Annotated in this window: 19 protein-coding genes; 13 read left to right on the forward strand and 6 right to left on the reverse strand. The window is 72.0% G+C overall.

Features of this window, described 5'->3' with window-relative positions; genetic code table 11:
* Nucleotides 1–43 precede the first annotated feature (43 nt).
* Nucleotides 44–823 (reverse strand): exodeoxyribonuclease III, encoded by a 780-nt coding sequence (xth, locus tag WQ56_RS13605; protein WP_047137675.1) that lies wholly within the window; start codon nucleotides 821–823, stop codon nucleotides 44–46.
* Nucleotides 824–866: 43 nt separating this feature from the next.
* Entirely contained in the window at nucleotides 867–2,273 is a 1,407-nt protein-coding gene (locus tag WQ56_RS13610; RefSeq protein WP_047137676.1) for a coniferyl aldehyde dehydrogenase, read from the reverse strand.
* A gap of 76 nt (nucleotides 2,274–2,349) precedes the next feature.
* Between WQ56_RS13610 and WQ56_RS13615 the strand changes: the two genes are divergently transcribed.
* The 8 genes from WQ56_RS13615 to WQ56_RS13650 all read left to right on the forward strand — a co-directional run bounded on the left by WQ56_RS13615 (nucleotide 2,350) and on the right by WQ56_RS13650 (nucleotide 10,503).
* Nucleotides 2,350–2,892 (forward strand): gamma carbonic anhydrase family protein, encoded by a 543-nt coding sequence (locus WQ56_RS13615; protein ID WP_047137677.1) that lies wholly within the window; start codon nucleotides 2,350–2,352, stop codon nucleotides 2,890–2,892.
* 87 nt (nucleotides 2,893–2,979) lie between these two features.
* Entirely contained in the window at nucleotides 2,980–3,663 is a 684-nt protein-coding gene (locus WQ56_RS13620; RefSeq protein ID WP_047137728.1) for an RDD family protein, read from the forward strand.
* Nucleotides 3,660–4,661 carry a stage II sporulation protein M gene (locus WQ56_RS13625; RefSeq protein WP_047137678.1) on the forward strand — a complete coding sequence of 334 codons (1,002 nt, stop codon included), beginning with the start codon at nucleotides 3,660–3,662 and terminating at the stop codon, nucleotides 4,659–4,661. The genes WQ56_RS13620 and WQ56_RS13625 overlap by 4 nt, the downstream gene beginning before the upstream one ends.
* Nucleotides 4,651–6,240, forward strand: coding sequence for a DUF4129 domain-containing protein (locus tag WQ56_RS13630; protein WP_047137729.1), 1,590 nt, complete (start codon nucleotides 4,651–4,653; stop codon nucleotides 6,238–6,240). The genes WQ56_RS13625 and WQ56_RS13630 overlap by 11 nt, the downstream gene beginning before the upstream one ends.
* Nucleotides 6,240–7,379 (forward strand): DUF4350 domain-containing protein, encoded by a 1,140-nt coding sequence (locus tag WQ56_RS13635; protein WP_047137679.1) that lies wholly within the window; start codon nucleotides 6,240–6,242, stop codon nucleotides 7,377–7,379. Before WQ56_RS13630 ends, WQ56_RS13635 begins: the two co-directional genes overlap by 1 nt.
* Nucleotides 7,376–8,368 carry a MoxR family ATPase gene (locus tag WQ56_RS13640; RefSeq protein ID WP_047137680.1) on the forward strand — a complete coding sequence of 331 codons (993 nt, stop codon included), beginning with the start codon at nucleotides 7,376–7,378 and terminating at the stop codon, nucleotides 8,366–8,368. The genes WQ56_RS13635 and WQ56_RS13640 overlap by 4 nt, the downstream gene beginning before the upstream one ends.
* 31 nt (nucleotides 8,369–8,399) lie before the next feature.
* A complete protein-coding gene (locus WQ56_RS13645) occupies nucleotides 8,400–9,701 on the forward strand; it encodes a DUF58 domain-containing protein (protein ID WP_047137681.1) in 1,302 nt (433 codons plus the stop codon).
* Between the two features lie 226 nt (nucleotides 9,702–9,927).
* The gene (locus WQ56_RS13650) at nucleotides 9,928–10,503 is read left to right on the forward strand and encodes a DUF4410 domain-containing protein (RefSeq protein ID WP_197076493.1); all 576 of its coding nucleotides are present in this window, start codon (nucleotides 9,928–9,930) and stop codon (nucleotides 10,501–10,503) included.
* Between the two features lie 36 nt (nucleotides 10,504–10,539).
* Here the strand turns inward: WQ56_RS13650 and WQ56_RS13655 are convergent, their stop codons facing one another.
* Both WQ56_RS13655 and WQ56_RS13660 read right to left on the reverse strand, forming a co-directional pair.
* Entirely contained in the window at nucleotides 10,540–10,782 is a 243-nt protein-coding gene (locus WQ56_RS13655; RefSeq protein WP_047137683.1) for a DUF3297 family protein, read from the reverse strand.
* 75 nt (nucleotides 10,783–10,857) lie between these two features.
* On the reverse strand, nucleotides 10,858–11,142 hold the full coding sequence (locus WQ56_RS13660) for a DUF4031 domain-containing protein (protein WP_047137684.1): 285 nt from the start codon (nucleotides 11,140–11,142) through the stop codon (nucleotides 10,858–10,860).
* 352 nt (nucleotides 11,143–11,494) lie between these two features.
* On the opposite strand from WQ56_RS13660, the gene WQ56_RS13665 reads away from it, so the two are divergent.
* Nucleotides 11,495–12,556 (forward strand): hypothetical protein, encoded by a 1,062-nt coding sequence (locus tag WQ56_RS13665; protein WP_231583422.1) that lies wholly within the window; start codon nucleotides 11,495–11,497, stop codon nucleotides 12,554–12,556.
* 133 nt (nucleotides 12,557–12,689) lie between these two features.
* A complete protein-coding gene (gene betT, locus WQ56_RS13670; RefSeq protein ID WP_047137686.1) occupies nucleotides 12,690–14,699 on the forward strand; it encodes a choline BCCT transporter BetT in 2,010 nt (669 codons plus the stop codon).
* A gap of 256 nt (nucleotides 14,700–14,955) precedes the next feature.
* Here the strand turns inward: betT and WQ56_RS13675 are convergent, their stop codons facing one another.
* Entirely contained in the window at nucleotides 14,956–15,525 is a 570-nt protein-coding gene (locus tag WQ56_RS13675; protein ID WP_047137687.1) for a DUF3016 domain-containing protein, read from the reverse strand.
* Between the two features lie 143 nt (nucleotides 15,526–15,668).
* Between WQ56_RS13675 and WQ56_RS13680 the strand changes: the two genes are divergently transcribed.
* The 3 genes from WQ56_RS13680 (at nucleotide 15,669) to WQ56_RS13690 (ending at nucleotide 18,141) form a co-directional block, all read left to right on the forward strand.
* Entirely contained in the window at nucleotides 15,669–16,316 is a 648-nt protein-coding gene (locus WQ56_RS13680; RefSeq protein WP_156170546.1) for a murein L,D-transpeptidase catalytic domain family protein, read from the forward strand.
* A gap of 79 nt (nucleotides 16,317–16,395) precedes the next feature.
* Entirely contained in the window at nucleotides 16,396–17,409 is a 1,014-nt protein-coding gene (locus WQ56_RS13685) for a L,D-transpeptidase (RefSeq protein ID WP_047137688.1), read from the forward strand.
* 3 nt (nucleotides 17,410–17,412) lie between these two features.
* Complete coding sequence (locus WQ56_RS13690; RefSeq protein ID WP_052773013.1) at nucleotides 17,413–18,141, forward strand: M23 family metallopeptidase; 729 nt, start codon at nucleotides 17,413–17,415, stop codon at nucleotides 18,139–18,141.
* 134 nt (nucleotides 18,142–18,275) lie between these two features.
* On the opposite strand, the gene WQ56_RS13695 is transcribed toward WQ56_RS13690, so the two are convergent.
* Nucleotides 18,276–18,962, reverse strand: coding sequence for an arylesterase (locus WQ56_RS13695; RefSeq protein WP_231583423.1), 687 nt, complete (start codon nucleotides 18,960–18,962; stop codon nucleotides 18,276–18,278).
* Between the last annotated feature and the right edge of the window lie 84 nt (nucleotides 18,963–19,046).

Below are 19,046 nucleotides of genomic sequence, written 5' to 3' on the forward strand. Positions count from 1 at the left end.
TCCACTTCGGATAGTGGCGCGTGCTGTCTGCTTTTTCTCGCGGCTATCGGTCCAGGCGCAGTTCGACCCAGGCCGGCGCGTGATCGCTGGGCCGGTCCCAGGTGCGCGGCTCGCGATCGATGCCCGAGGCGAGCGTGCGCTCGCGCAGTGCATCGGAGACCAACGTCAGGTCGATGCGCAGGCCGAGGTCGCGGCGGAACGCGGCCTGCCGGTAGTCCCACCAGCTGAACATCCCACCCTGGTCGTGGTGCAGGCGGAACGCGTCGTGCAGGCCCAGCGCCTGCAGCCGGCGCAACGCGTCGCGCTCGGCGGTCGAGGTCAGGATGTGGGCGTCGTTCCAGACCTCGGGGTCATGCACGTCGCGCGCATCGGGCGCGATGTTGAAGTCGCCCAGCACCACCAGTTGCGGATGGGTCGCGAGCTCGCGCGCGACCCAGTCGTGCACCGCCTCGAGCCAGCGCAGCTTGTAGGCGTACTTCTCGGTGCCCACGGCCTGGCCGTTGACAACGTAGAGGTCGATCACGCGCACGCCGTCGATCGTCGCGGCGATCGCCCGCTTCTGGTCGTCCTCGAAGCCGGGGATGCCGATCTGCACGTCGGCGATCGCACGCTCGCGCGCCAGCAGCGCGACGCCGTTGTAGGTCTTCTGCCCCGAGAACACGTTGCGGTAGCCGAGCGCGGCGAGCGCCGAATCGGGGAACTTCGCGTCCTCGAGCTTGGTTTCCTGCAGGCCGACGACGTCGGGCTGCGCCTCGCGCAGCCACTGCTCCAGGTGTGGCAGGCGGACGTTGAGCGAGTTGACGTTCCAGCTGGCGATCTTCATGGGCACGGCGCGCGGACGACGGCACGCGATTGTACGCGTGCGCTCAGCGCACCAGCCGGTCGATCAGCTGCGACAGTCGCGCGTACGGCGGGCGCAGCCAGTCGGTCGCCGCGACCGGGCGCTGCCACAGCACCGGCAGCGCCTTGGTCATCGCGTCGAAGCCGGCGCGCCCGTGGTAGGCGCCCATGCCGCTGGCACCGACGCCGCCGAACGGCAGCCGGTCGGCGGCGAAGTGCAGCAGCGTGTCGTTGACGGTGACCCCGCCGGCCAGCGTGCCGGCGAGCACGGCCTCGGCTTGCCCGCGGTCGCCGAAGGGATAGAGCGCGAGCGGGCGGTCGCGCGCGGCCACGTAGGCGATCGCCTCGTCCAGCGTCCGGTAGCCGAGGATCGGCAGGACGGGCCCGAAGATCTCCTCGCCCATCAGCGCCGCGTCCTCGTCCGGGTCGAGCACCAGCGTCGGCGCCAGCGCGCGCGCATCGACCGTCTCGAGCAGCGGCAGCACCGTCGCGCCGCGCGCGGCGGCATCGTCGAGCAGGCCCTGCAGCCGATCGTGCGCGGCGGCGTCGACGAGGTGCGTGTAGTCCCGCTCGCGTGCCTGCGGCTGCGCGTAGCGCCGCGCGACCTCGGCGCGCAGCGCCTCGACCAGCGCGTCGCGACGGTCCGCCTCGACCAGCACGTAGTCCGGCGCGATGCAGGTCTGGCCGGCATTGAACAGCTTGCCGGTGACCAACCGCGCGGCGGCGCGCGCGAGCGGGTAGTCCGGGCATACGATCGCCGGCGACTTGCCGCCCAGCTCCAGCGTCAGCGGCACCAGATGTTCGGCGGCGGCGGCCATGACCTTGCGGCCGGTGGCGGTCGAGCCGGTGAACACCAAGTGGTCGAACGGCAGCGCCGAGAATGCGGCCGCGACGTCCGGCCCGCCCAGCGCCACCGCGACGCGGTCGGCAGGGAACACCTCGGCCAGCAGCGCGCGCAGGAACGCACTGGTGCGCGGCGTGCGCTCGGACGGCTTGAGGTAGACGTGGTTGCCGGCCGCGATCGCGGTCGCCAGCGGGATCAGCGCCAGGTTGACCGGGTAGTTCCAGGGCGCGATCACGCCGACCACGCCCAGCGGCATCGGGCGGACCTCGGCGCGCGCCGGCCACAGCCGCCAGCCGGCGCCGACCCGGCGCGGTTTGGACCAGCGGCGCAGGTGGCGGCGCAGCCGGTCGATCTCGCCGAGCACGGTCATGCCGTCGGCGAGCAGGCTCTCGTGCCGAGAGCGGTGGCCGAAGTCGGCCGAGATCGCGTCGGCCATCGCGTCCAGCCGCCCGCGCAGCGCAGCGTGCAGTCGGGCGAGGTCGTCGCGGCGCTGGGCGACGCCGGGGCGCTGCGCACGCCAGGCCGCGCGCAGCGCGTCGAGGGTCGGGCGCAGTGCGTGCGCGGGCGTGTCGGCGGCGGGCTCGGTCATGCCGCGAGTGTAGGGCGCCGCGCGCGCGGGCACCGCGATGGCGGCAAAGCCACGGCCGGGCAGGCATACTCGCGCGATGAACCTGCGTCCCTATCGCGACATCGCCCCGCGGCTCGGCGCCCGCGTCTACGTCGATCCGGCCGCGACCGTGATCGGCGACGTGCACCTGGACGACGACGTCTCGGTCTGGCCCGGCACGGTGATCCGCGGCGACGTCAACCACGTGCGCATCGGCGCGCGCACCAGCGTGCAGGACGGCACCGTGATCCACGTCAGCCACGCCGGCCCGCACGCCAGGCTCGGCGGCTTCGCGACGCTCGTCGGCAGCGACGTCACGGTGGGGCACAAGGCGATCCTGCACGCCTGCACGATCGGCGACGCGGTGCTGGTCGGCATGGGCGCGATCGTGCTCGACGGTGTCGTTATCGGCCGTCACGCGATGATCGGCGCCGGTGCGGTGGTGCCGCCCGGCCGGGAGGTCGGCGAGGGCGAACTGTGGGTCGGCAACCCCGCGCGCTGCGTGCGCCGGCTCACCGAGGCGCAGATCGAGGGCCTGCACTACAGCGCCGCCCACTACGTCCGGCTCAAGGACGAGTACCTCGCCGCGGCGACGGCCTGACGGGACGACGCACGACGCATGACCGGCACGAGGGAACGTGGGCGCATGGAGGCAGCGGCGGCGGACCGTGCGGGCGCGCGAGCGGCGATGCTCGACACCGTGCGCGAGGTGCACACGCCCGAGGGCGTGGCGCTGCAGCTGCCGGCCGCCGGGCCGGTGCCGCGCGCGGTCGCGTGGCTGATCGACCTGGGGATCCGCGGCGTGCTGCTGCTGGCCGCGTCGATCGTGTTGGGACTGCTGGGGCGCTTCGGCTCCGGCGTCTACATGGTGACGCTGTTCGTGATCTTCTGGGGCTATCCGGTGCTGTTCGAGGCGCTGGCCGGCGGCCAGACGCCAGGCAAGCGCGCGCTGTCGCTGCGCGTGGTCTCGGCCGACGGCGCGCCGATCGGCTGGATGGCCAGCTTCGTGCGCAACCTGATGCGCACTGTCGACATGCTGCCGGTCGCCTACGGCGCCGGGCTCGTCGCCTGCCTGGCCGACCCGTGGAGCCGGCGGCTCGGCGACATGGTCGCCGGCACGCTGGTGATCCACGCGCCGCGCGACCGTGCGCTGCCGCAGGCGCTGGAGATCCTGCCGCAGGCGCCGGCGATGCCGCTGCAGGCGCACGAGCAGATCGCGGTGATCGCATTCGCCGAGCGCGCGCACACGCTCACGCCCGGGCGTCAGCAGGAACTGGCCGACGTGGTCGCGCCGGTGACCGGCGCGCGCGGCGAGGTCGGCGTGCTGCGCCTGCTGGGCGTGGCGAACTGGCTGCTGGGCCGGCGCGCATGAGGCAGGACAGCTTCATCGCCCGCCACGCGGCCGAATGGGATGCGTTCGAGCGCTGGCTCGATGCGCGCGCGGCCAGCCCGCGTCGCGCGCGCGGTCGCCGTGTCGACTGGGACGGCCTGGCCGACGAGGAGATCCCCTCGCGCTACCGCCGGCTGTGCCAGCAGCAGGCGCTCGCGCGCCGGCGCGGCTACAGCCCGCAGGTCACCGCGCGGCTGCAGGCGCTGATGCAGCGCGGCCACGCGGTGATGTACCGCCCGCCGCCGCCGCCGTGGCGGCGCGCGCTGCTGTTCCTGCTGGCCGAGTTCCCGCGCCTGGTGCGCGCGCAGCGCGGCTGCCTGTGGGCGTCGCTGGCGCTGTTCGCGCTGCCGATGGTGCTGCTGTTCGTGCTGGTGCTGCAGTGGCCGGAACTGGCGTACACGGTGCTCTCGCCGTCCCAGTTGGCGGAGATGGAGGCGATGTACGACCCGGCGGGCGCGGACGCCGCGTTCGACCGCTCCGGCCAGACCGACGTGCAGATGTTCGGTTACTACATCTGGAACAACGTCAGCATCGGTTTCCGCACGTTCGCCAGCGGGCTGCTGGCCGGCATCGGCACGATCTTCGTGCTGCTGTTCAACGGCGTGTTCTTCGGCGTGATCGCCGGGCATCTGCAGGCGATCGGCCACGGCGGGCCGTTCTGGCGCTTCGTGGTCGGCCATTCGGCGCCGGAACTGACCGCGATCGTGATCGCCGGTGCCGGTGGCCTGCGGCTGGGGCTGGCGCTGGTCGCGCCCGGCCAGTTGCGCCGGGTCGACGCGCTGGTGCAGGCCGGGCGCGACGGCGGACGGCTGTGCATCGGGATCCTCGTGATGCTGGTGTTCGCCGCCTTCGTCGAGGCGTTCTGGTCGTCGACCGGTGCGATTCCCGACCCCGTGCGCTTCGGCGTCGGTGGCGGGCTGTGGCTTCTGGTGCTGCTGTGGCTGTGGCGCGGCGGGCGCGGAGGCGGCGATGCGCGTTGAGACCGTGCAGGTCGAGTTGCGCCCGCGCACCGCGTGGGAGGCGATGGAGCTGGGCAACGCGCTCGTGCGCCGGCACGCGGCGGCGATCTGGGGCCCGTGGCTGCTGTGCGCGCTGCCGCTGTTTCTCGCGGTCAACGCCGCGGCCTGGGCGCTCGACCGGCTGTGGCTGGCGACGCTGGCGCTGTGGTGGCTGGCGCCGCTGCTCGACCGCATTCCGCTGTTCGTGCTCTCGCGTGCGGTGTTCGGCGCCGCGCCGCGGCTGCGGCAGACGATCGCCGCGCAGCTGCGCTGGGGCTGGCGTCCGCTGCTCGGCTACCTGACCTGGCGGCGGTTCAGCCCCTGGCGTGCGGTGAGCCTGCCGGTCGCGCTGCTCGAGGGCCTGCGCGGTCCGGCGCTGGCGCAGCGGCGCGCGTTGCTGGTCGACGGCGTCGGCGGGCATGCGCTGTTGCTGGCGGTGATCGGGCAGGCGTTCGTCGGCCTGCTGTTGCTGTCGCTGGCATCGCTGGTGCTGATGTTCGTGCCGGCCGAGCTGCTGTCGGAATCGGCGCGTGCGATGTGGGCGCTGGTCACCGAGCAGCCCCCGCGCTGGGTGCAACTGCTGGGCAACCTGGCGCTGTGGCTGGCGATCGGGCTGGTCGCGCCGTTCCAGGTCGGCGCGGGCTTCGGCCTGTACCTCAACCGGCGCACGCAGCTCGAGGCCTGGGACCTGGAGATCGCGTTCCGGCGGCTGCGTGCGCGGATCGCGCCGGCCGCACCGACGTTCGCAGTCGCGCTGCTGGCTGGCCTGCTGCTGGCCGCCGGACCGTCGCATGCGCAGGACGCACCGGCCGACGACCCGCTGGCGCCGACCAAGACCTGGACGCACGAGGACCAGGCGCGCGAACGTGACGCACCGTCGGCGGCCTCGCTGCACGACGTGTTCGACGACCAGCTCGCCGACGACGCCGGCTTCGGCGACGCGGTCGAGCGCGCGTACGCCGACCCGCTGCTCGACAACCGGCGCATCGAGCGGCGCTGGCAGCCCAAGGACCGCGACGACACCCCGGAGCGCGACGGCGGCAACGGGCTGAACCCGGGCCTGTTCGCAGGGATCGCGCAGCTGTTCGCGCTGATTGCCGAGTACGGGCTGTGGATCCTGCTCGGGCTGCTGGTGCTGGCGCTGGCGCTGACCGCGCGCCGCTGGTGGCCGTGGATGCGCGACGGGCTCGCCGTGCCGGCCGAGGACAGCGAGATCGTCGTCGACGCGGCGCCGCCGCTGCCCGAGGCGCTGCCCGACGACCTGGTCGCGACCGCGCGCGGCCTGTGGTCCTCCGGCCAGCGGCGCCGTGCGCTGGCGCTGCTGTACCGCGGCAGCGTCGAGGCGATGGCCGAGCGCGCCGGCGTGGCGCTGGTGCCGGGCGCGACCGAGGCGCAGTGCCTGCGTGTGTCGCGGCGCATGCCCGACGCCGACGACCGCGACGCGTTCGCGGCCATGGTGCGGGTCTGGCAGCGCGCCGCGTACGGCGGGCGGCTGCCCGACGATGGCGGCTTCGAGGCGCTGGTCGCTGCGCTCGCGCCCCGGTTCGGGTGGCAGGCCTGATGGCTTGGCCGCTGCGCATCGGGCTGGGGCTGCTGGCGGCGCTCGCGCTGGCGCTGGGCGTGGCGTGGTTCCTGCACACCCACGAACGCGTCGACGAGGAGCGCACGCTGCCGCCGCGCGGCGAAGCGGCCTACAACCCGCTGTACGCGTTGCGCCAGGCGCTCCGCGAGGCCGGCGTGCCGGCGCAGTCGCGCCAGCGCCTGCGCCTGGGTGAAATCGCGCTGGCGACGCACGACACGCTGGTGGTGTACGGCGATCCGGGCGCGATGACGCCCGGGGAGATCGACACGCTGGTCGACTGGGTGGTCGCCGGCGGCCACCTGGTCGTGCGCACCCCGCCGCCGCGGCTGCGCGACGGGGCCGCGCGGCCGCGCACGCTGCTCGGCGCGCTGGGCGTGCAACTGGTCGACGGCGGCGTGGCATGCGAACACCTGCGGATCGAGGGCCAGCCGCCGCATACCGAGTTCTGCTCGGGTCGTCGTTTCCTGCTCGACGAGGCCGAGCCGTGGCTGTTCTGGGGCGACCCGGACGACGGCCTGGCCTACGCCCGCTTCGACTGCGGCGACGGCTGGGTCGACGTGCTCGCGGACATGGATTTCCTCGCCAACGACGCGCTGCGCGAGGGCCCGCACTGGATGCTCGCGCGCCAGGTGCTGGCGCCGAACTGGGGCCGGGGCACGGTGCACCTGGTCTACGCGGCCAGCGTGCCGCCGCTGTGGTACCTGCTGCTCACGCGCGGCTGGATGGCCTGGGGCCCGCTGCTGCTGGCGCTGGCGGCCTGGCTGTGGATGCGCACCCAGCGGCTGGGGCCGTTGCTGCCGTCGCCGCCGCCCGCGCGCCGGGCGCTGCTCGAGCACGTGCGCGCCAGCGGCGAGCACCTGGTGCGCTACGGCCGGGCGCCGCTGCTCCACGACGCGGTCCGCGCGGCGTTCCTGGCCCGCCTGCGCCGGCGCGACCCGCTCGCCGCCTCGCTCGAGGGCGAGGCCCGCGACGAGGCGATCGCCGCACGCACCGGCCTGACGCCGCGCGAGGTCCGCCAGGCCCTGCTCGCGCCCAAGCCCGACGATGCCGCGGCACTGCGCCAGCGCATCGCCCGCCTGATCCAGATGAGATCGAACCTGACGAGACCCCGACCATGAGCGAACTGCCCGCGTCCCCGCCCGCCCCGATCACCGGCGACGCCCTCGCCGAACGCGTCGCCGCCGTGCGCGACGAGGTGGCCAAGGCCTTCATCGGCCAGCCCGAGGTGCTCGACCAGATCCTGGTCGCGCTGCTCGCCGGCGGCCACGTGCTGCTGGAGGGCGTGCCCGGCCTCGGCAAGACCCTGCTGGTGCGCGCGCTGGCCGCCGCCTTGGGCTGCAACTTCGCGCGCGTGCAGTTCACGCCCGACCTGATGCCCAGCGACGTCAGCGGCCACGCGGTCTGGGACACCAAGAGCGAGACGTTCGTGGTGCGCCGCGGGCCGATCTTCACCAACCTGCTTCTGGCCGACGAGATCAACCGCGCGCCGGCCAAGACCCAGTCCGCGCTGCTCGAGGCGATGCAGGAACAGCAGGTCACGATCGAGGGCCACGGCTTCGAGCTGCCGCCGCCGTTCATGACCCTGGCCACGCAGAACCCGGTCGAGCAGGAAGGCACCTACCCGCTGCCCGAGGCACAGCTCGACCGCTTCCTGCTCAAGGTGCTGATCGACTATCCCGAACACGACGACGAGGTCGCGATGGTGACCGCGATCAGCGGCGGCAAGGTCGCCGCCGACTTCGACCTCTCGCAGCTGGGGACGGTGCTGGCGCCGGGCGAGATCGTCGCGCTGCAGCAGGGCACGGCGGCGACCGTCGTCGATGCGGCGGTCGTCGACTACGCGGTGCGCATCGCCGGCGCGACCCGGCGCTGGCCGGGCATCGCGCTGGGCGCGGGTCCGCGCGGCAGCCTGGCGCTGGTGCGTGCCGGCCGCGCGCAGGCGGTGCTGGCCGGGCGCGACTTCGTGACCCCCGACGACATCCGCGAGATCGCGACGCCCGCGCTGCGCCACCGCATCGCGCTCGCGCCCGAACTGCAGATCGAGGGCCAGAACGCCGACCAGGTGCTGGAGGCGGTGCTGGCCAAGGTCGAAGCGCCGCGTCGATGAGGCTCGGGCTGCACCAGCGGGAAGCGATCGCATGAGGCCGGCGCCGGTTCTGGTCGGCCTGCTCGTGGTCTGGGGCCTGGCCGGCGTGGCGGCCTCGCTGTGGCCGCCGGCGGTGCTGCCGTGGCAGGCGCTCGGCGCCACGCTGCTCGCGTTGTCGATCGGCGACCTGGCGCTGCTCGTGCGCCGTCCCACGCCCGACGTCGTGCGCGCGATGCCCGAGGCCTGGCCGATCGGCGTGGCCCGCGACGTTGTGCTGCAGCTCGAGGGCGGCGCGCGTGCCCAGCACCTGGACGTGCACGACCTGCATCCGGCGGGCTGGGAGGTCGCCGGCCTGCCGCGGCGGCTGCGGCTCGCGCCAGGCACGGTCGCGCGGGTCGAGTACCGGCTGCGTCCGACCGAGCGCGGCCAGGCGGCATTCGCGGGCGTGCAGCTGCGGCTGCGCTCGCCGCTGGCGCTGTGGCGGCAGCGGCGGATCGCCGGTACGGCGCAGCACGTGCGCGTGTTCCCGAACTTCGCGCCGCTGACCCGCTTCGCGCTGCTCAGCGCCGACAAGGCCTCGCGGCTGGTCGGCGCGCACATCAAGCGCCGGCGCGGCGAGGGCACCGATTTCCACCAGATGCGCGAGTACCGCGTCGGCGACAGCCTGCGCCAGATCGACTGGAAGGCCAGTTCGCGCGCGCGCAAGCTGATCTCGCGCGAGTACCAGGACGAGAAGAACCAGCAACTGGTCGTCGTGCTCGACACCGGGCGGCGGATGCTCGCCCAGGACGGCGCGCTCTCGCATTTCGACCACGCGCTCGACGCCGCGCTCGTGGTGTCCTATCTCGCGCTGCGCCAGGGCGACGCGGTCGGGCTGTTCGCGACCGGCGGCGACGCACGCTGGATGGCGCCGCAGCGCGGCATGGGCGCGGTCGACACGCTGCTGCGCGTGAGCTACGACCTGCAGCCGCAGGCGGTGGCGACCGACTACCTGAGCGCGGCGACCGAACTGTCGCTGCGCCAGCGCCGGCGCGGCCTGCTGATGCTGGTCACCAATCTGCGCGACGAGGACATCGAGGACGTGCTAGCGGCCGTGCGCATGCTGCAGAAGCGGCATCTGGTGATCGTCGCGTCCCTGCGCGAGCGCGCGCTCGACGAGGTGCTCGACGCCGAGGTACGCGACCACGACGACGCGGTGCGCGCCGGCGCCACCGCGCGCTACCTCGCCCAGCGCAAGGCGGCGCACGACGCGCTGCGCAACCATCGCGTGACCGTGCTCGACGTCACCGGCGAGGAACTGCCGTCCGCGCTCGTCGAGCGCTACCTCGCGGTCAAGCGCGACGGGCTGCTCTGACCGAGTGCTCTCGTGTAGGAGCGCGCTCGCGCGCGATGAAGCTTTCTCGGCAAATCCCATCGCGCGCAAGCGCGCTCCTACGGGGCCTGCGCAGGGTTCGAATCGCATCCGCCGGCTTCACACGACCCGAATGCGCCCGCGCTAGGCTGCGGGCGCGCGCACCGGACGCCGCGCAGGGGGAGCGTACCGGGGGCGCGCGATGCCAGCCATCCGACGAGGCCTTGCCATGCATGCCAACCCTTCCGTTGTGCCCGCGCGCCTGCCGCGCGCAGCCCGTTCCCTGTGCCTGCTCGCGGCCGCTGCGCTGCTGTCGGCCTGCGCGGCCACCGTGCAGCGACCGGCCGGCGTGCCGGTCGAGCCGGTCGCCATCGACGGCGACGTGCGCCAGATCGTGCTGGTCGTCGACGGCAGCGACGCAGCCCGCGCATCGGAAGACTGGTCGGAATTTCGCGCACTGTGGGACGAGGCGATGCGCCATTCGGCGTCCGCGGCGGGCCTGCAGGGCAGCGTGCGCGACAGCCGGCCGGCCGCGCTCGATCCGCCGGGCGTCGTGGTCGCGCTGCGCGTGGACAGCTACCGCTACGTCTCCACCGGTGCCCGCTACGGGCTCGGCGTGATGACCGGCAACGCGCACATCAAGGCCAGCGCGCAGTTCGTGCAGATGCCGGGTGGCCGGGTCGTCGCCACGCGCAGCTACGACACGACCTCGAGCGCCTGGCAGGGCATCTTCGCGCCGATGACCGTCAAGCAGGTGCAGGCGATCACCGACCGCATCGTCGCCGAGGTCAGCGGCGGCGGCTGACCGTGCGCACGCGTCGTGGCACGCGCCCGGCGTCGATCAGGCCTCGAGGTGGAAGTAGGGCTCGACCGTGCCCTTGAGCTTGACCGTCAGCGGCTGGCCGCGGCGGTCGAGCGCGCGGCCCGCGGCGACCCGGATCCAGCCTTCGCTGACGCAGTACTCCTCGACGTCGCGGCGTTCGTTGCCGTTGAACCGGATGCCGATGCCGCGGTTCATCGCGTCAGCGTCGTAGTGCGGGCTGCGGGGATCGTTGGACAGGCGGTCGGGCGGCGTATCGGTCATGGCGGTCGGGTCGCGAGCGGAGAGGGCGGAAGGATACCGCCGCCGCCCGCCGGCTTCATCCCGCGCGGGCCGCGATCACGGCGCGAGTCCGCGCCCCTGGCGCCGCGCGTTGTCGATCACGGCCCGCACCAGCGCGCGGTCGCGATGTCGCGAGATCGGCATCGCGCCGAGCGCGATCGCCCGCTCGCGCAACGCGGCGGTGACGTCGTAGTGGGCGCCGCTGGTGCGGTTCTGGAATGCGCGGCGCGGGATGCCCAGACGCGCGGCGAACGCATGCAGCTCGTCGAGTGTGTCGGCCAGCAGGTGCGCCCAGCGTTCGCCGCGCCAGGGGTGTACCGCGTCGTCGACATAGACGGTCATGACACCGTGCACGTCCGCATTATCGTGGGGCGAGGATCATAGCGCCCCCAAGCGGTGCCGCACGGCGACGTCGTCGGTCCTTTCGTTCTGGCCATTTGCAAGGTCGGTCGATTTCCAATATGTCCGCGGGATTGCGCGCGTGCGCGTTGCATATCCCACGCTGGTTGAAAACCACTGCTTTTCCAGCGGATTTGGCGGGTCCGGACGATCCGGCGATTTGGGGTTTTGTGCAGGAATCGTTAAAATGGTCGGTCTGCATTGCATTTACGAGTTTCTCGAGGAGGGCAGACCCGTCGTGATTTCGCGCGGTTTCAGGTGGTTGTTGTGTGGTGTTTTCGTCGCTGCGGCGCCTGTGGCATGGGCCCAGGATGATGTCGACGAAGCGCCTGGTTTCGAACTCGGCGGCGCGGTCCGCTTCAATTACGGCTGGCTCGATTACGGGCCCAGCAGCGGGCCAGAACTCGAGCTGCTCCGGATTGATGCCCGCGGCAACGCCGGTCCGGCATTCTTCTCGCTCCAGTACCGCTGGTACGACGGCTTCGATGCCGTGCACCACGCCTATGCGGGCTGGCGCCTGGAGGACGGGCGCGACGGCGGCGCCGTCTCCGACCTCCGCGCAGGCGTCCAGCAGGTCCCGTTCGGATTGCTGCCCACGGCCTCGCACAGCTTCTGGTTCGGCTCGGGCTATTACCTCGGTATCGAGGACGACTACGACCTCGGCGTGGTGTGGCAGCGGCGCTCCGGTGCGCACCAATGGCACGCGGGCGTGTTCGCCGGCGACGAGTACGGTACGGGCGCGAACTTCGACCGCTATTCGTTCGACGTGGCGACGACGGAAGACCTGCCCTATCGCGAACGCGAGCGCGCGATCGTGCGCTACGAGCGCGCACTCGATTCGAACGGATGGGAGATCGCGCTCGGCGGCTCGGCGTTCGCCGGTCGCATCGAGCAGCGCGTCGACGGCCGCACCTACGATCACACCGGCGCGGCGGTGCACGGGCAGTGGACGCGCGGACCGCTGACGCTGCAGGCGCAGTGGGCCCGCTACCGCTACGACAATCCCGAATCCCGGATCGCGATGTCGGCGTTCCTGTTCCCGTTCGAGATCGCCTCGCAGGCCGACGTGCCGACGTTCAACGTCGCGTGGGCCGTGCAGCGCACCGGCTGGTTCGACAGCATCACCTGCTACAACAACGCCAGCGCGACGCTGCCGGTCGGCGGCGATCCGGGCCTGCGCGACTCGATCCAGAACGTCACCGGCTGCAGCTTCGGCAAGGGCCCGATGCTGACCTACGTCGACTGGATCGCCGGCAAGAACATGTGGTTCGCGGGCGGGCCGGGCATCGGCGTGCGCGACCCGGCCAATGACGGCTGGCACTCGCGGCTCAACGTCAACGTCGGCTTCTACTTCTGATCCGCCGCCCGGCCCGCAGGGCCGGGCCGATCGTCGCACCGCCGGCCCGGCCGGCGTTTTCACCCGGACGCGGCGGTTCACGGCGCAGGCTCATCGCGCTGTGCCACCGCGTCCCGTCTCGAGGGTTTATCCAATGAACGACTCCAACGTGCATCCGGACATCGATCCGGCCGCACCCCAAGAACGCTGGCACTCGCGCATCCTCGGTCCCGTCTTCTTTCCGTCGGCACTGATCGTACTGGCGCTGGTCGCGATGTCGTTCATCGCCCCGGAGGCGTCGGAGACCGTGTTCAGCCGCGCCAAGACCTGGGTCGCCGAGGACGCCGGCTGGTTCACGATTCTCGCAGTCGCCGGCTTCCTCGTCTTCATCGTCGGCATCGCGGTCAGCCAGTTCGGCAAGCTGCGCCTCGGACCGGACCACAGCCGGCCCGACTACAACTACGTGACCTGGTTCGCGATGCTGTTCGCGGCCGGCATGGGCATCGGGCTGATGTTCTTCGGCGTCGCCGAACCGATCATGCACTATGCCGATCCGCCTGTCGGCGACGCGCAGACGATTGCCGCCGCCCGCCAGGCGATGCGCATCACGTTCTTCCACTGGGGCGTACACGCGTGGGCGATCTACGCGGTGGTCGCGTTGTCGCTGGCGTACTTCGCGTACCGGCACGGCCTGCCGCTGCGTATCCGCTCGTCGCTGTATCCGATCATCGGCGAACGCATCCACGGCCCGATCGGGCACGCGGTCGACACGTTCGCGGTGCTGGGGACGATCTTCGGTCTCGCCACGTCGCTCGGCCTGGGGGTGATCCAGATCAACGCCGGCCTGAACTATCTGTTCGATGTGACCGTGAGCACGAGCGTGCAGGTGGTGCTGATCATCGTGATCACGCTGATCGCGACCGGCTCGGTGTTCAGCGGGCTCGATCGGGGGGTTCGCAGGTTGTCCGAGCTCAACATGATCCTGGCCGTCGCACTGCTCGCGTTCGTGCTGGTGGCCGGCCCGACGGTCTACCTGCTGCAGGCGTTCGTCCAGAACACCGGCATGTACATCTCGAACGTGTTCGCGATGACGTTCAACCTCTATGCCTACGATCAGCGTCCGACCTGGCTGGGCGGCTGGACGCTGTTCTACTGGGGCTGGTGGATCGCCTGGTCGCCGTTCGTCGGCATGTTCATCGCACGGATCTCGCGCGGCCGCACGATCCGCGAGTTCGTCGTCGGCGTGCTGCTGGTGCCGCTCGGCTTCACGTTCCTGTGGATGACGATCTACGGCAACAGCGCGCTGTACCAGGTCATGGTCGAAGGCAGCCAGGGCCTGGTCGAGGCGGTCGCCGCCGACAGCTCGGTCGCGATCTTCCAGTTCCTCGAAGACTATCCGCTGTCGTCGATCACCTCGGCGGTCGCGACGCTGCTGGTGGTGATCTTCTTCGTGACCTCGGCCGACTCGGGCGCGCTGGTGATCGACATGCTGTCGTCCAAGGGCGAGGAGGAATCCCCGGTGTGGCAGCGGATCTTCTGGGCCCTGCTCGTCGGTGCGATCGCGATCGCCCTGCTGATCGCGGGCGGCCTGTCGGCGTTGCAGGCCGGCACGATCGCGAGCGCACTGCCGTTCACCATCGTCATGATTCTGATGTGCTGGGGCATGGTGAAGGCGATGCGGGTGGAGGTCGTGAAGCGCACGAGCATCCGCGATGCGCGGATCGCGCCGGTCGCCACCGGCGGCGGTGACTGGAAGGCGCGCCTGCGTGCGCTGGCCCACCACCCGCTGCAGAAGGAAGTGCTCACGTTCCTGCAGGCGCAGGTCAAGCCGGCCTTCGATGACGTGGCCGCGGAACTGCGCCGGCAGGGGCTGGAGGTCTCGGTGGAGGAAGGCGAGGACGGCCGCGTCTGGCTGCAGGTCGGCCATGGCGAGGAGATGGACTTCTACTACTCGGTGCGGCCGGTGTCATACGAGCCGCCGAGCTTCATGCTCGACGACCCGCGGCGTCGCCGGAAGGAGTCGGATCGCTACTACCGCGCCGAAGTGCACCTGCGCGAGGGCGGACAGGACTACGATGTGATGGGCTGGCGTCGCGACGAACTGATCCACGACGTGCTCGACCAGTACCAGCGCCACATCCACTTCCTCAACGTGGTGCGCTGACGGCGGGCGTGCGTCTGCCACCTCCGGTGAGCCGGAGGTGGCGGGGATGTGCCGCGGGTCGCGAGTTCACGCGACGACTCGGCCTTCCTTCAGCCCTCCTGTAGGAGCGCGCTCGCGCGCGATCGGGCTTCACCGGAAAGGCGCCATCGCGCGCGAGCGCGCTCCCACGGACCCGCATCCACGAAAAGCGGACCGGAACCCACGAAAAAAGGCCGCGCGGTGCGCGGCCTTTACTCTTCGAAGATGGTGCAGATCCTCAGCGCTGCGTCATCGCCAGCGCCGGGCGCAGCTCGCGGCGCAGCCAGTCGTCGATCAGCTGCTTCTCGTAGCGCAGCGCGTCGCTGCTCATCGTGCTGCCGGCGCGCTGCAGGAAGCCCATGTCGCGCAGTTCGCGCGGACCCTCTGCGACCACCGCGCCCGATGCGTCGCGCAGTACGAAGTCCAGGTCGATCCGCGGCGGGTAATGGTCCTTGATGATCCGTACGCGGTCGAGCTGGGGACCGCGCCAGGGCTCGTACATGCCGGCGCGGCGGATGTCGCGGATCGTGACCTCCAGCGTGCTGCCGGCCGGGAGTTCGCGCTCGGCGCGCCGACGCACGTGTTCGGCGATCTGCACGACCCAGTTGCCGCGGCGGGCCTCCCAGCGGTTGCCGCTGTGGCGGATGTCGGAGAACGCGTCCGGATCGGTCCACTGCACCGACACCGGGCTGTCGCCCGGCAGCGATCGCGGGATCTCCGGATCGGTGACGTCGCTGCGGGCCAGGACCGGCGAGGCGATCGCGGTCAGCGCGGCGGCCAGCAGCCAGGCGAGGGGGGTTCGGTTCATTGCGGTGCTCCTGCCCGATGCGGAAGAGACTGGGAGCGAGGATGCGCCGGCCGCGCTGAACCCGCAATCAAAAGCCGGGCGGGCGCGCTCGCCCGTTCCATCCCGTTCAGAGCGCGTCCCGGCGGGCCGCGTAGGCTATGCCGATGCGATCCGTGCTCGCCCTGCTGATCGGTCTGTGCGCCCTGTCGCCGTGCCTCGCCGACGACCGGCTCGACCGCCTCGCGGCGGCCGCGCCGGCACTCGACCGCGAGGTGCTGTCGCTCGCGTTGCAGGCGCGTGCGTGCGCGGCCCGTACGCGCGACGTGGGCCGCCGCCTGGCGGTGATCGACTATTCGCGGCCGTCGACCGAGGTTCGCCTGTGGGTGTTCGACGTCCCGCGGGCGCGGCTGCTGCATGCCGAGCACGTCGCCCATGGGCGCGGCAGCGGCGGCAACCGTCCGACCGTGTTCTCCGACGTGGAGGGCAGCTACCAGTCGAGCCTGGGCCTGTTCGCGATGGCCGAGACCTACACCGGCCAGAACGGTTACTCGCTGCGCATGGACGGGCTTGAGCCGGGCGTCAACGGCCGTGCGCGCGAGCGGCTGATCGTCATGCATGGCGCCGACTACGTGGACCCGGCGCAGGCCCGGCGCCAGGGGCGGCTGGGCCGCAGCTGGGGATGCCCGGCGGTGCGCACCGCCGTCGCGCGTGCGGTGATCGACGATCTCAAGGACGGGCAGCTGCTGTTCGCGTACGCGGACGATCCGGCATGGCGGCGGGACTCGTCGCTGCTGCGCTGCCCGGCTCGCTGAACGCGAGGCGGGCGGTTTCACGTGGCGGCCGCACGCCGCCCGGAACCATGCGGGCATTCCACGCCGAAGGACTGTCGCCATGACGCCATCCCGGAACACGCGCGCACGCTGGCTGTGCGGCGGGCTCGCACTGCTGCTGGCCTGCACGCCGGCCATCGCCCAGGACCGCGCCCAACCTGCCTCGGGCCAAGCGAACGCCGGGACGAACGCCGCGCTGACCGCCGAGTCCGTCAACGCGGCCGATGCCGGTGCCGGCGACGCCGCGATGCTGCGCGCCCAGGTCCTGCTCGACCGTGCGCATTTCTCCCCGGGCGAGATCGACGCGCGCGGCGGGACCAACACCCGGCGCGCGGTGCTCGCGTTCCAGCGCCATCGCGGGCTGGAGGCGAGCGGCGAGTTCGATGCGCGCACCTGGGACGCGTTGACCGGCGACGGCGCGCCCGCGCTGGTCGCGCACACGCTCACGGCGGACGATGTCGCCGGACCGTTCGCGCGTGTGCCCGACGACATGATGGCGCAGGCCAAGCGCGACGCGCTGGGGTTCGAGTCCGTCGCCGAGGCGCTGGGCGAGCGCTTCCACGCCTCGCCCGCACTGCTGCGCCGGCCCAATCCCGGACGCAGTTTCCGCGCCGGCGCGCGCATCGTGGTGCCGAACGTCGCCGACGCCGGTGAACTGGCCAAGCCCGAACGCGTGGTCGTCAGCAAGTCCGATTCGGTCGTGCGCCTGGTCGATGCCGCCGGTAAGGTCTACGCGCAGTTTCCGGCGTCGACCGGCACCGAGCGCGATCCCCTGCCGATCGGTGAATGGAAGATCGAGGGCGTCGCCGAAAATCCGACGTTCCACTACAACCCGGATCTGTTCTGGGACGCCGACCCCGGGCATGCCAAGGCCACGCTGCCGCCCGGCCCGAACAACCCGGTCGGAACGGTCTGGATCGACCTGTCTAAGCCGCATTACGGCATCCACGGCACCCCGGAACCGGCCAACATCGGCAAGACCCAGTCGCATGGCTGCATCCGCATGACGAACTGGAGTGCGCGCCGCGTCGCCGGCGTCGTCGGCCCCGGCACCGTCGTGCTGCTCGAGGAATAGGCCATGACCCGCATCGGCCTGTGGGTCGCGCTCGCGGCGGTGCTGGTGTTGGCCAACGTGGCCGCGTTCGTGTGGCGCGGGGCCCCGCCACAGGGGGCTGCGGTGCCGGCGGCGGAGGTGCCGGTCGCGATGCCATCGCCTGCGACATCGCCGTCCGCCGCGACGCCCCCGTCGCTCGCCTCGTCCGTGCCGCCCGGGCGCGGAGCGGGCGCCGAACCGGTTCCAGGCGCCGCCGGGGCAGCGGCCCCCGCCGGGACGCCCACGCCCGTGTCCGCAGCGCCGTCCGCGGGCCCCGATGCGCCGCCCCCGTTGCTGTTGCCGGTGCAGGGCATCGCGCTCGCCGACGTGCGCGACACCTACGACGATGCGCGCGGAGAGGAACGCCAGCACGAGGCGCTCGACATCATGGCGCCGGCCGGCACGCCGGTGCTGGCCGTGGCCGACGGCACCATCGAGAAGCTGTTCACCAGCGACCGCGGCGGCCTGACGATCTACCAGTTCGAACCCACCGGCACTTGGTCGTACTACTACGCCCATCTGCAGGCATATGCGCCCGGTATCGCCGAGGGCATGCACGTGCGGCGCGGGGACGTCATCGGCACCGTAGGCAGCACCGGCAACGCCGATCCCACAGCACCGCACCTGCATTTCGCGGTGTTCCGGCTGACGCCGGAACGGCAATGGTGGACCGGCGAACCGGTCAATCCCTATCCGCTGCTGGCGCGGTCCTGAGCGACTCCCGCTCGTGGCCCGCGCGGCTGCTGGCGAGGCTGGCACTGTGTAGGAGCGCGCTCGCGCGCGATGAGCGTTACCTCGGCGCTATCGCGCGCGAGCGCGCGCCTACGGGTCAAGGCTGTCGCACTCGCTTACGGGTCAAGCAACGGACGCAGCGCCGGCCAGACGTGGTCGAGGATCTTCGCCTGCGCCTCGACGGTGGGATGCAGGTTGTCGTCCTGGAAATTGGCGCGGTCGGCGGCGACCGGCTCGAGCAGGAACGGCAGCAACGCGACGTCGAAGGTGTCGGCGAGCAGCCGGTAGTTGGCCTCGAAACCGCGCGTGTAATCGGGGCCGAGGTTCGGCGGCATGCGCATGCCTACCAGCAGCACGCGTGCGCCGACGTGCTGCGAGGCGCCGATCATCCGCGCCAGGTTGCGCCGCGCCTCGGCCAGCGGCAGGCCGCGCAGGCCGTCGTTGGCGCCCAGCGCGATGACGACCACCTGCGGACGTTCGCGCACGACCGCCTGCACGATCCGCGATGCGCCGCCGGCGCTGGTCTCGCCGGAGATGCTCGCGTTGACGACCCGCCAGTCGGGCGACTCGCGTTGCAGCCGCTGCGCGAGCAGGCCGACCCAGCCCTGCGCGGCGGCCATGCCGTAGCCCGCGGACAGTGAATCACCCATGACCAGGATCGTCTTCGCATCCGGATCGCCCGGCGCGGCCGGCGACGCGGCCTGGGCCTGTGCTAGAACGGGCAAGGCCAGCAGGCACGCCAGCATCCAGCGCGCGATCCACGCTTGCATCGGACGGCGCGCGGCCGCAGTTCCCTGTGTCATCCCATCTCTCCGGTCGTGCCGCAGGCGCCGCGGATCCCGGCGCGCCCGCGGCGCTGTTCGAAACATCGAAGGATATCTATGCAC

Origin of the sequence: Luteimonas sp. FCS-9, assembly GCF_001014645.1 — a bacterium.
Taxonomy (GTDB): Bacteria; Pseudomonadota; Gammaproteobacteria; order Xanthomonadales; family Xanthomonadaceae; genus Luteimonas.

What these genes read in the sequence shown, in the direction of transcription:
- xth (WP_047137675.1), bottom strand. Translation starts at nt 823, where the DNA reads ATGAAGATCGCCAGCTGGAACGTCAACTCGCTCAACGTCCGCCTGCCA.
- WQ56_RS13610 (WP_047137676.1), bottom strand. Translation starts at nt 2,273, where the DNA reads ATGACCGAGCCCGCCGCCGACACGCCCGCGCACGCACTGCGCCCGACC.
- WQ56_RS13615 (WP_047137677.1), top strand. Translation starts at nt 2,350, where the DNA reads ATGAACCTGCGTCCCTATCGCGACATCGCCCCGCGGCTCGGCGCCCGC.
- WQ56_RS13620 (WP_047137728.1), top strand. Translation starts at nt 2,980, where the DNA reads ATGCTCGACACCGTGCGCGAGGTGCACACGCCCGAGGGCGTGGCGCTG.
- WQ56_RS13625 (WP_047137678.1), top strand. Translation starts at nt 3,660, where the DNA reads ATGAGGCAGGACAGCTTCATCGCCCGCCACGCGGCCGAATGGGATGCG.
- WQ56_RS13630 (WP_047137729.1), top strand. Translation starts at nt 4,651, where the DNA reads ATGCGCGTTGAGACCGTGCAGGTCGAGTTGCGCCCGCGCACCGCGTGG.
- WQ56_RS13635 (WP_047137679.1), top strand. Translation starts at nt 6,240, where the DNA reads ATGGCTTGGCCGCTGCGCATCGGGCTGGGGCTGCTGGCGGCGCTCGCG.
- WQ56_RS13640 (WP_047137680.1), top strand. Translation starts at nt 7,376, where the DNA reads ATGAGCGAACTGCCCGCGTCCCCGCCCGCCCCGATCACCGGCGACGCC.
- WQ56_RS13645 (WP_047137681.1), top strand. Translation starts at nt 8,400, where the DNA reads ATGAGGCCGGCGCCGGTTCTGGTCGGCCTGCTCGTGGTCTGGGGCCTG.
- WQ56_RS13650 (WP_197076493.1), top strand. Translation starts at nt 9,928, where the DNA reads ATGCATGCCAACCCTTCCGTTGTGCCCGCGCGCCTGCCGCGCGCAGCC.
- WQ56_RS13655 (WP_047137683.1), bottom strand. Translation starts at nt 10,782, where the DNA reads ATGACCGATACGCCGCCCGACCGCCTGTCCAACGATCCCCGCAGCCCG.
- WQ56_RS13660 (WP_047137684.1), bottom strand. Translation starts at nt 11,142, where the DNA reads ATGACCGTCTATGTCGACGACGCGGTACACCCCTGGCGCGGCGAACGC.
- betT (WP_047137686.1), top strand. Translation starts at nt 12,690, where the DNA reads ATGAACGACTCCAACGTGCATCCGGACATCGATCCGGCCGCACCCCAA.
- WQ56_RS13675 (WP_047137687.1), bottom strand. Translation starts at nt 15,525, where the DNA reads ATGAACCGAACCCCCCTCGCCTGGCTGCTGGCCGCCGCGCTGACCGCG.
- WQ56_RS13680 (WP_156170546.1), top strand. Translation starts at nt 15,669, where the DNA reads ATGCGATCCGTGCTCGCCCTGCTGATCGGTCTGTGCGCCCTGTCGCCG.
- WQ56_RS13685 (WP_047137688.1), top strand. Translation starts at nt 16,396, where the DNA reads ATGACGCCATCCCGGAACACGCGCGCACGCTGGCTGTGCGGCGGGCTC.
- WQ56_RS13690 (WP_052773013.1), top strand. Translation starts at nt 17,413, where the DNA reads ATGACCCGCATCGGCCTGTGGGTCGCGCTCGCGGCGGTGCTGGTGTTG.
- WQ56_RS13695 (WP_231583423.1), bottom strand. Translation starts at nt 18,962, where the DNA reads ATGACACAGGGAACTGCGGCCGCGCGCCGTCCGATGCAAGCGTGGATC.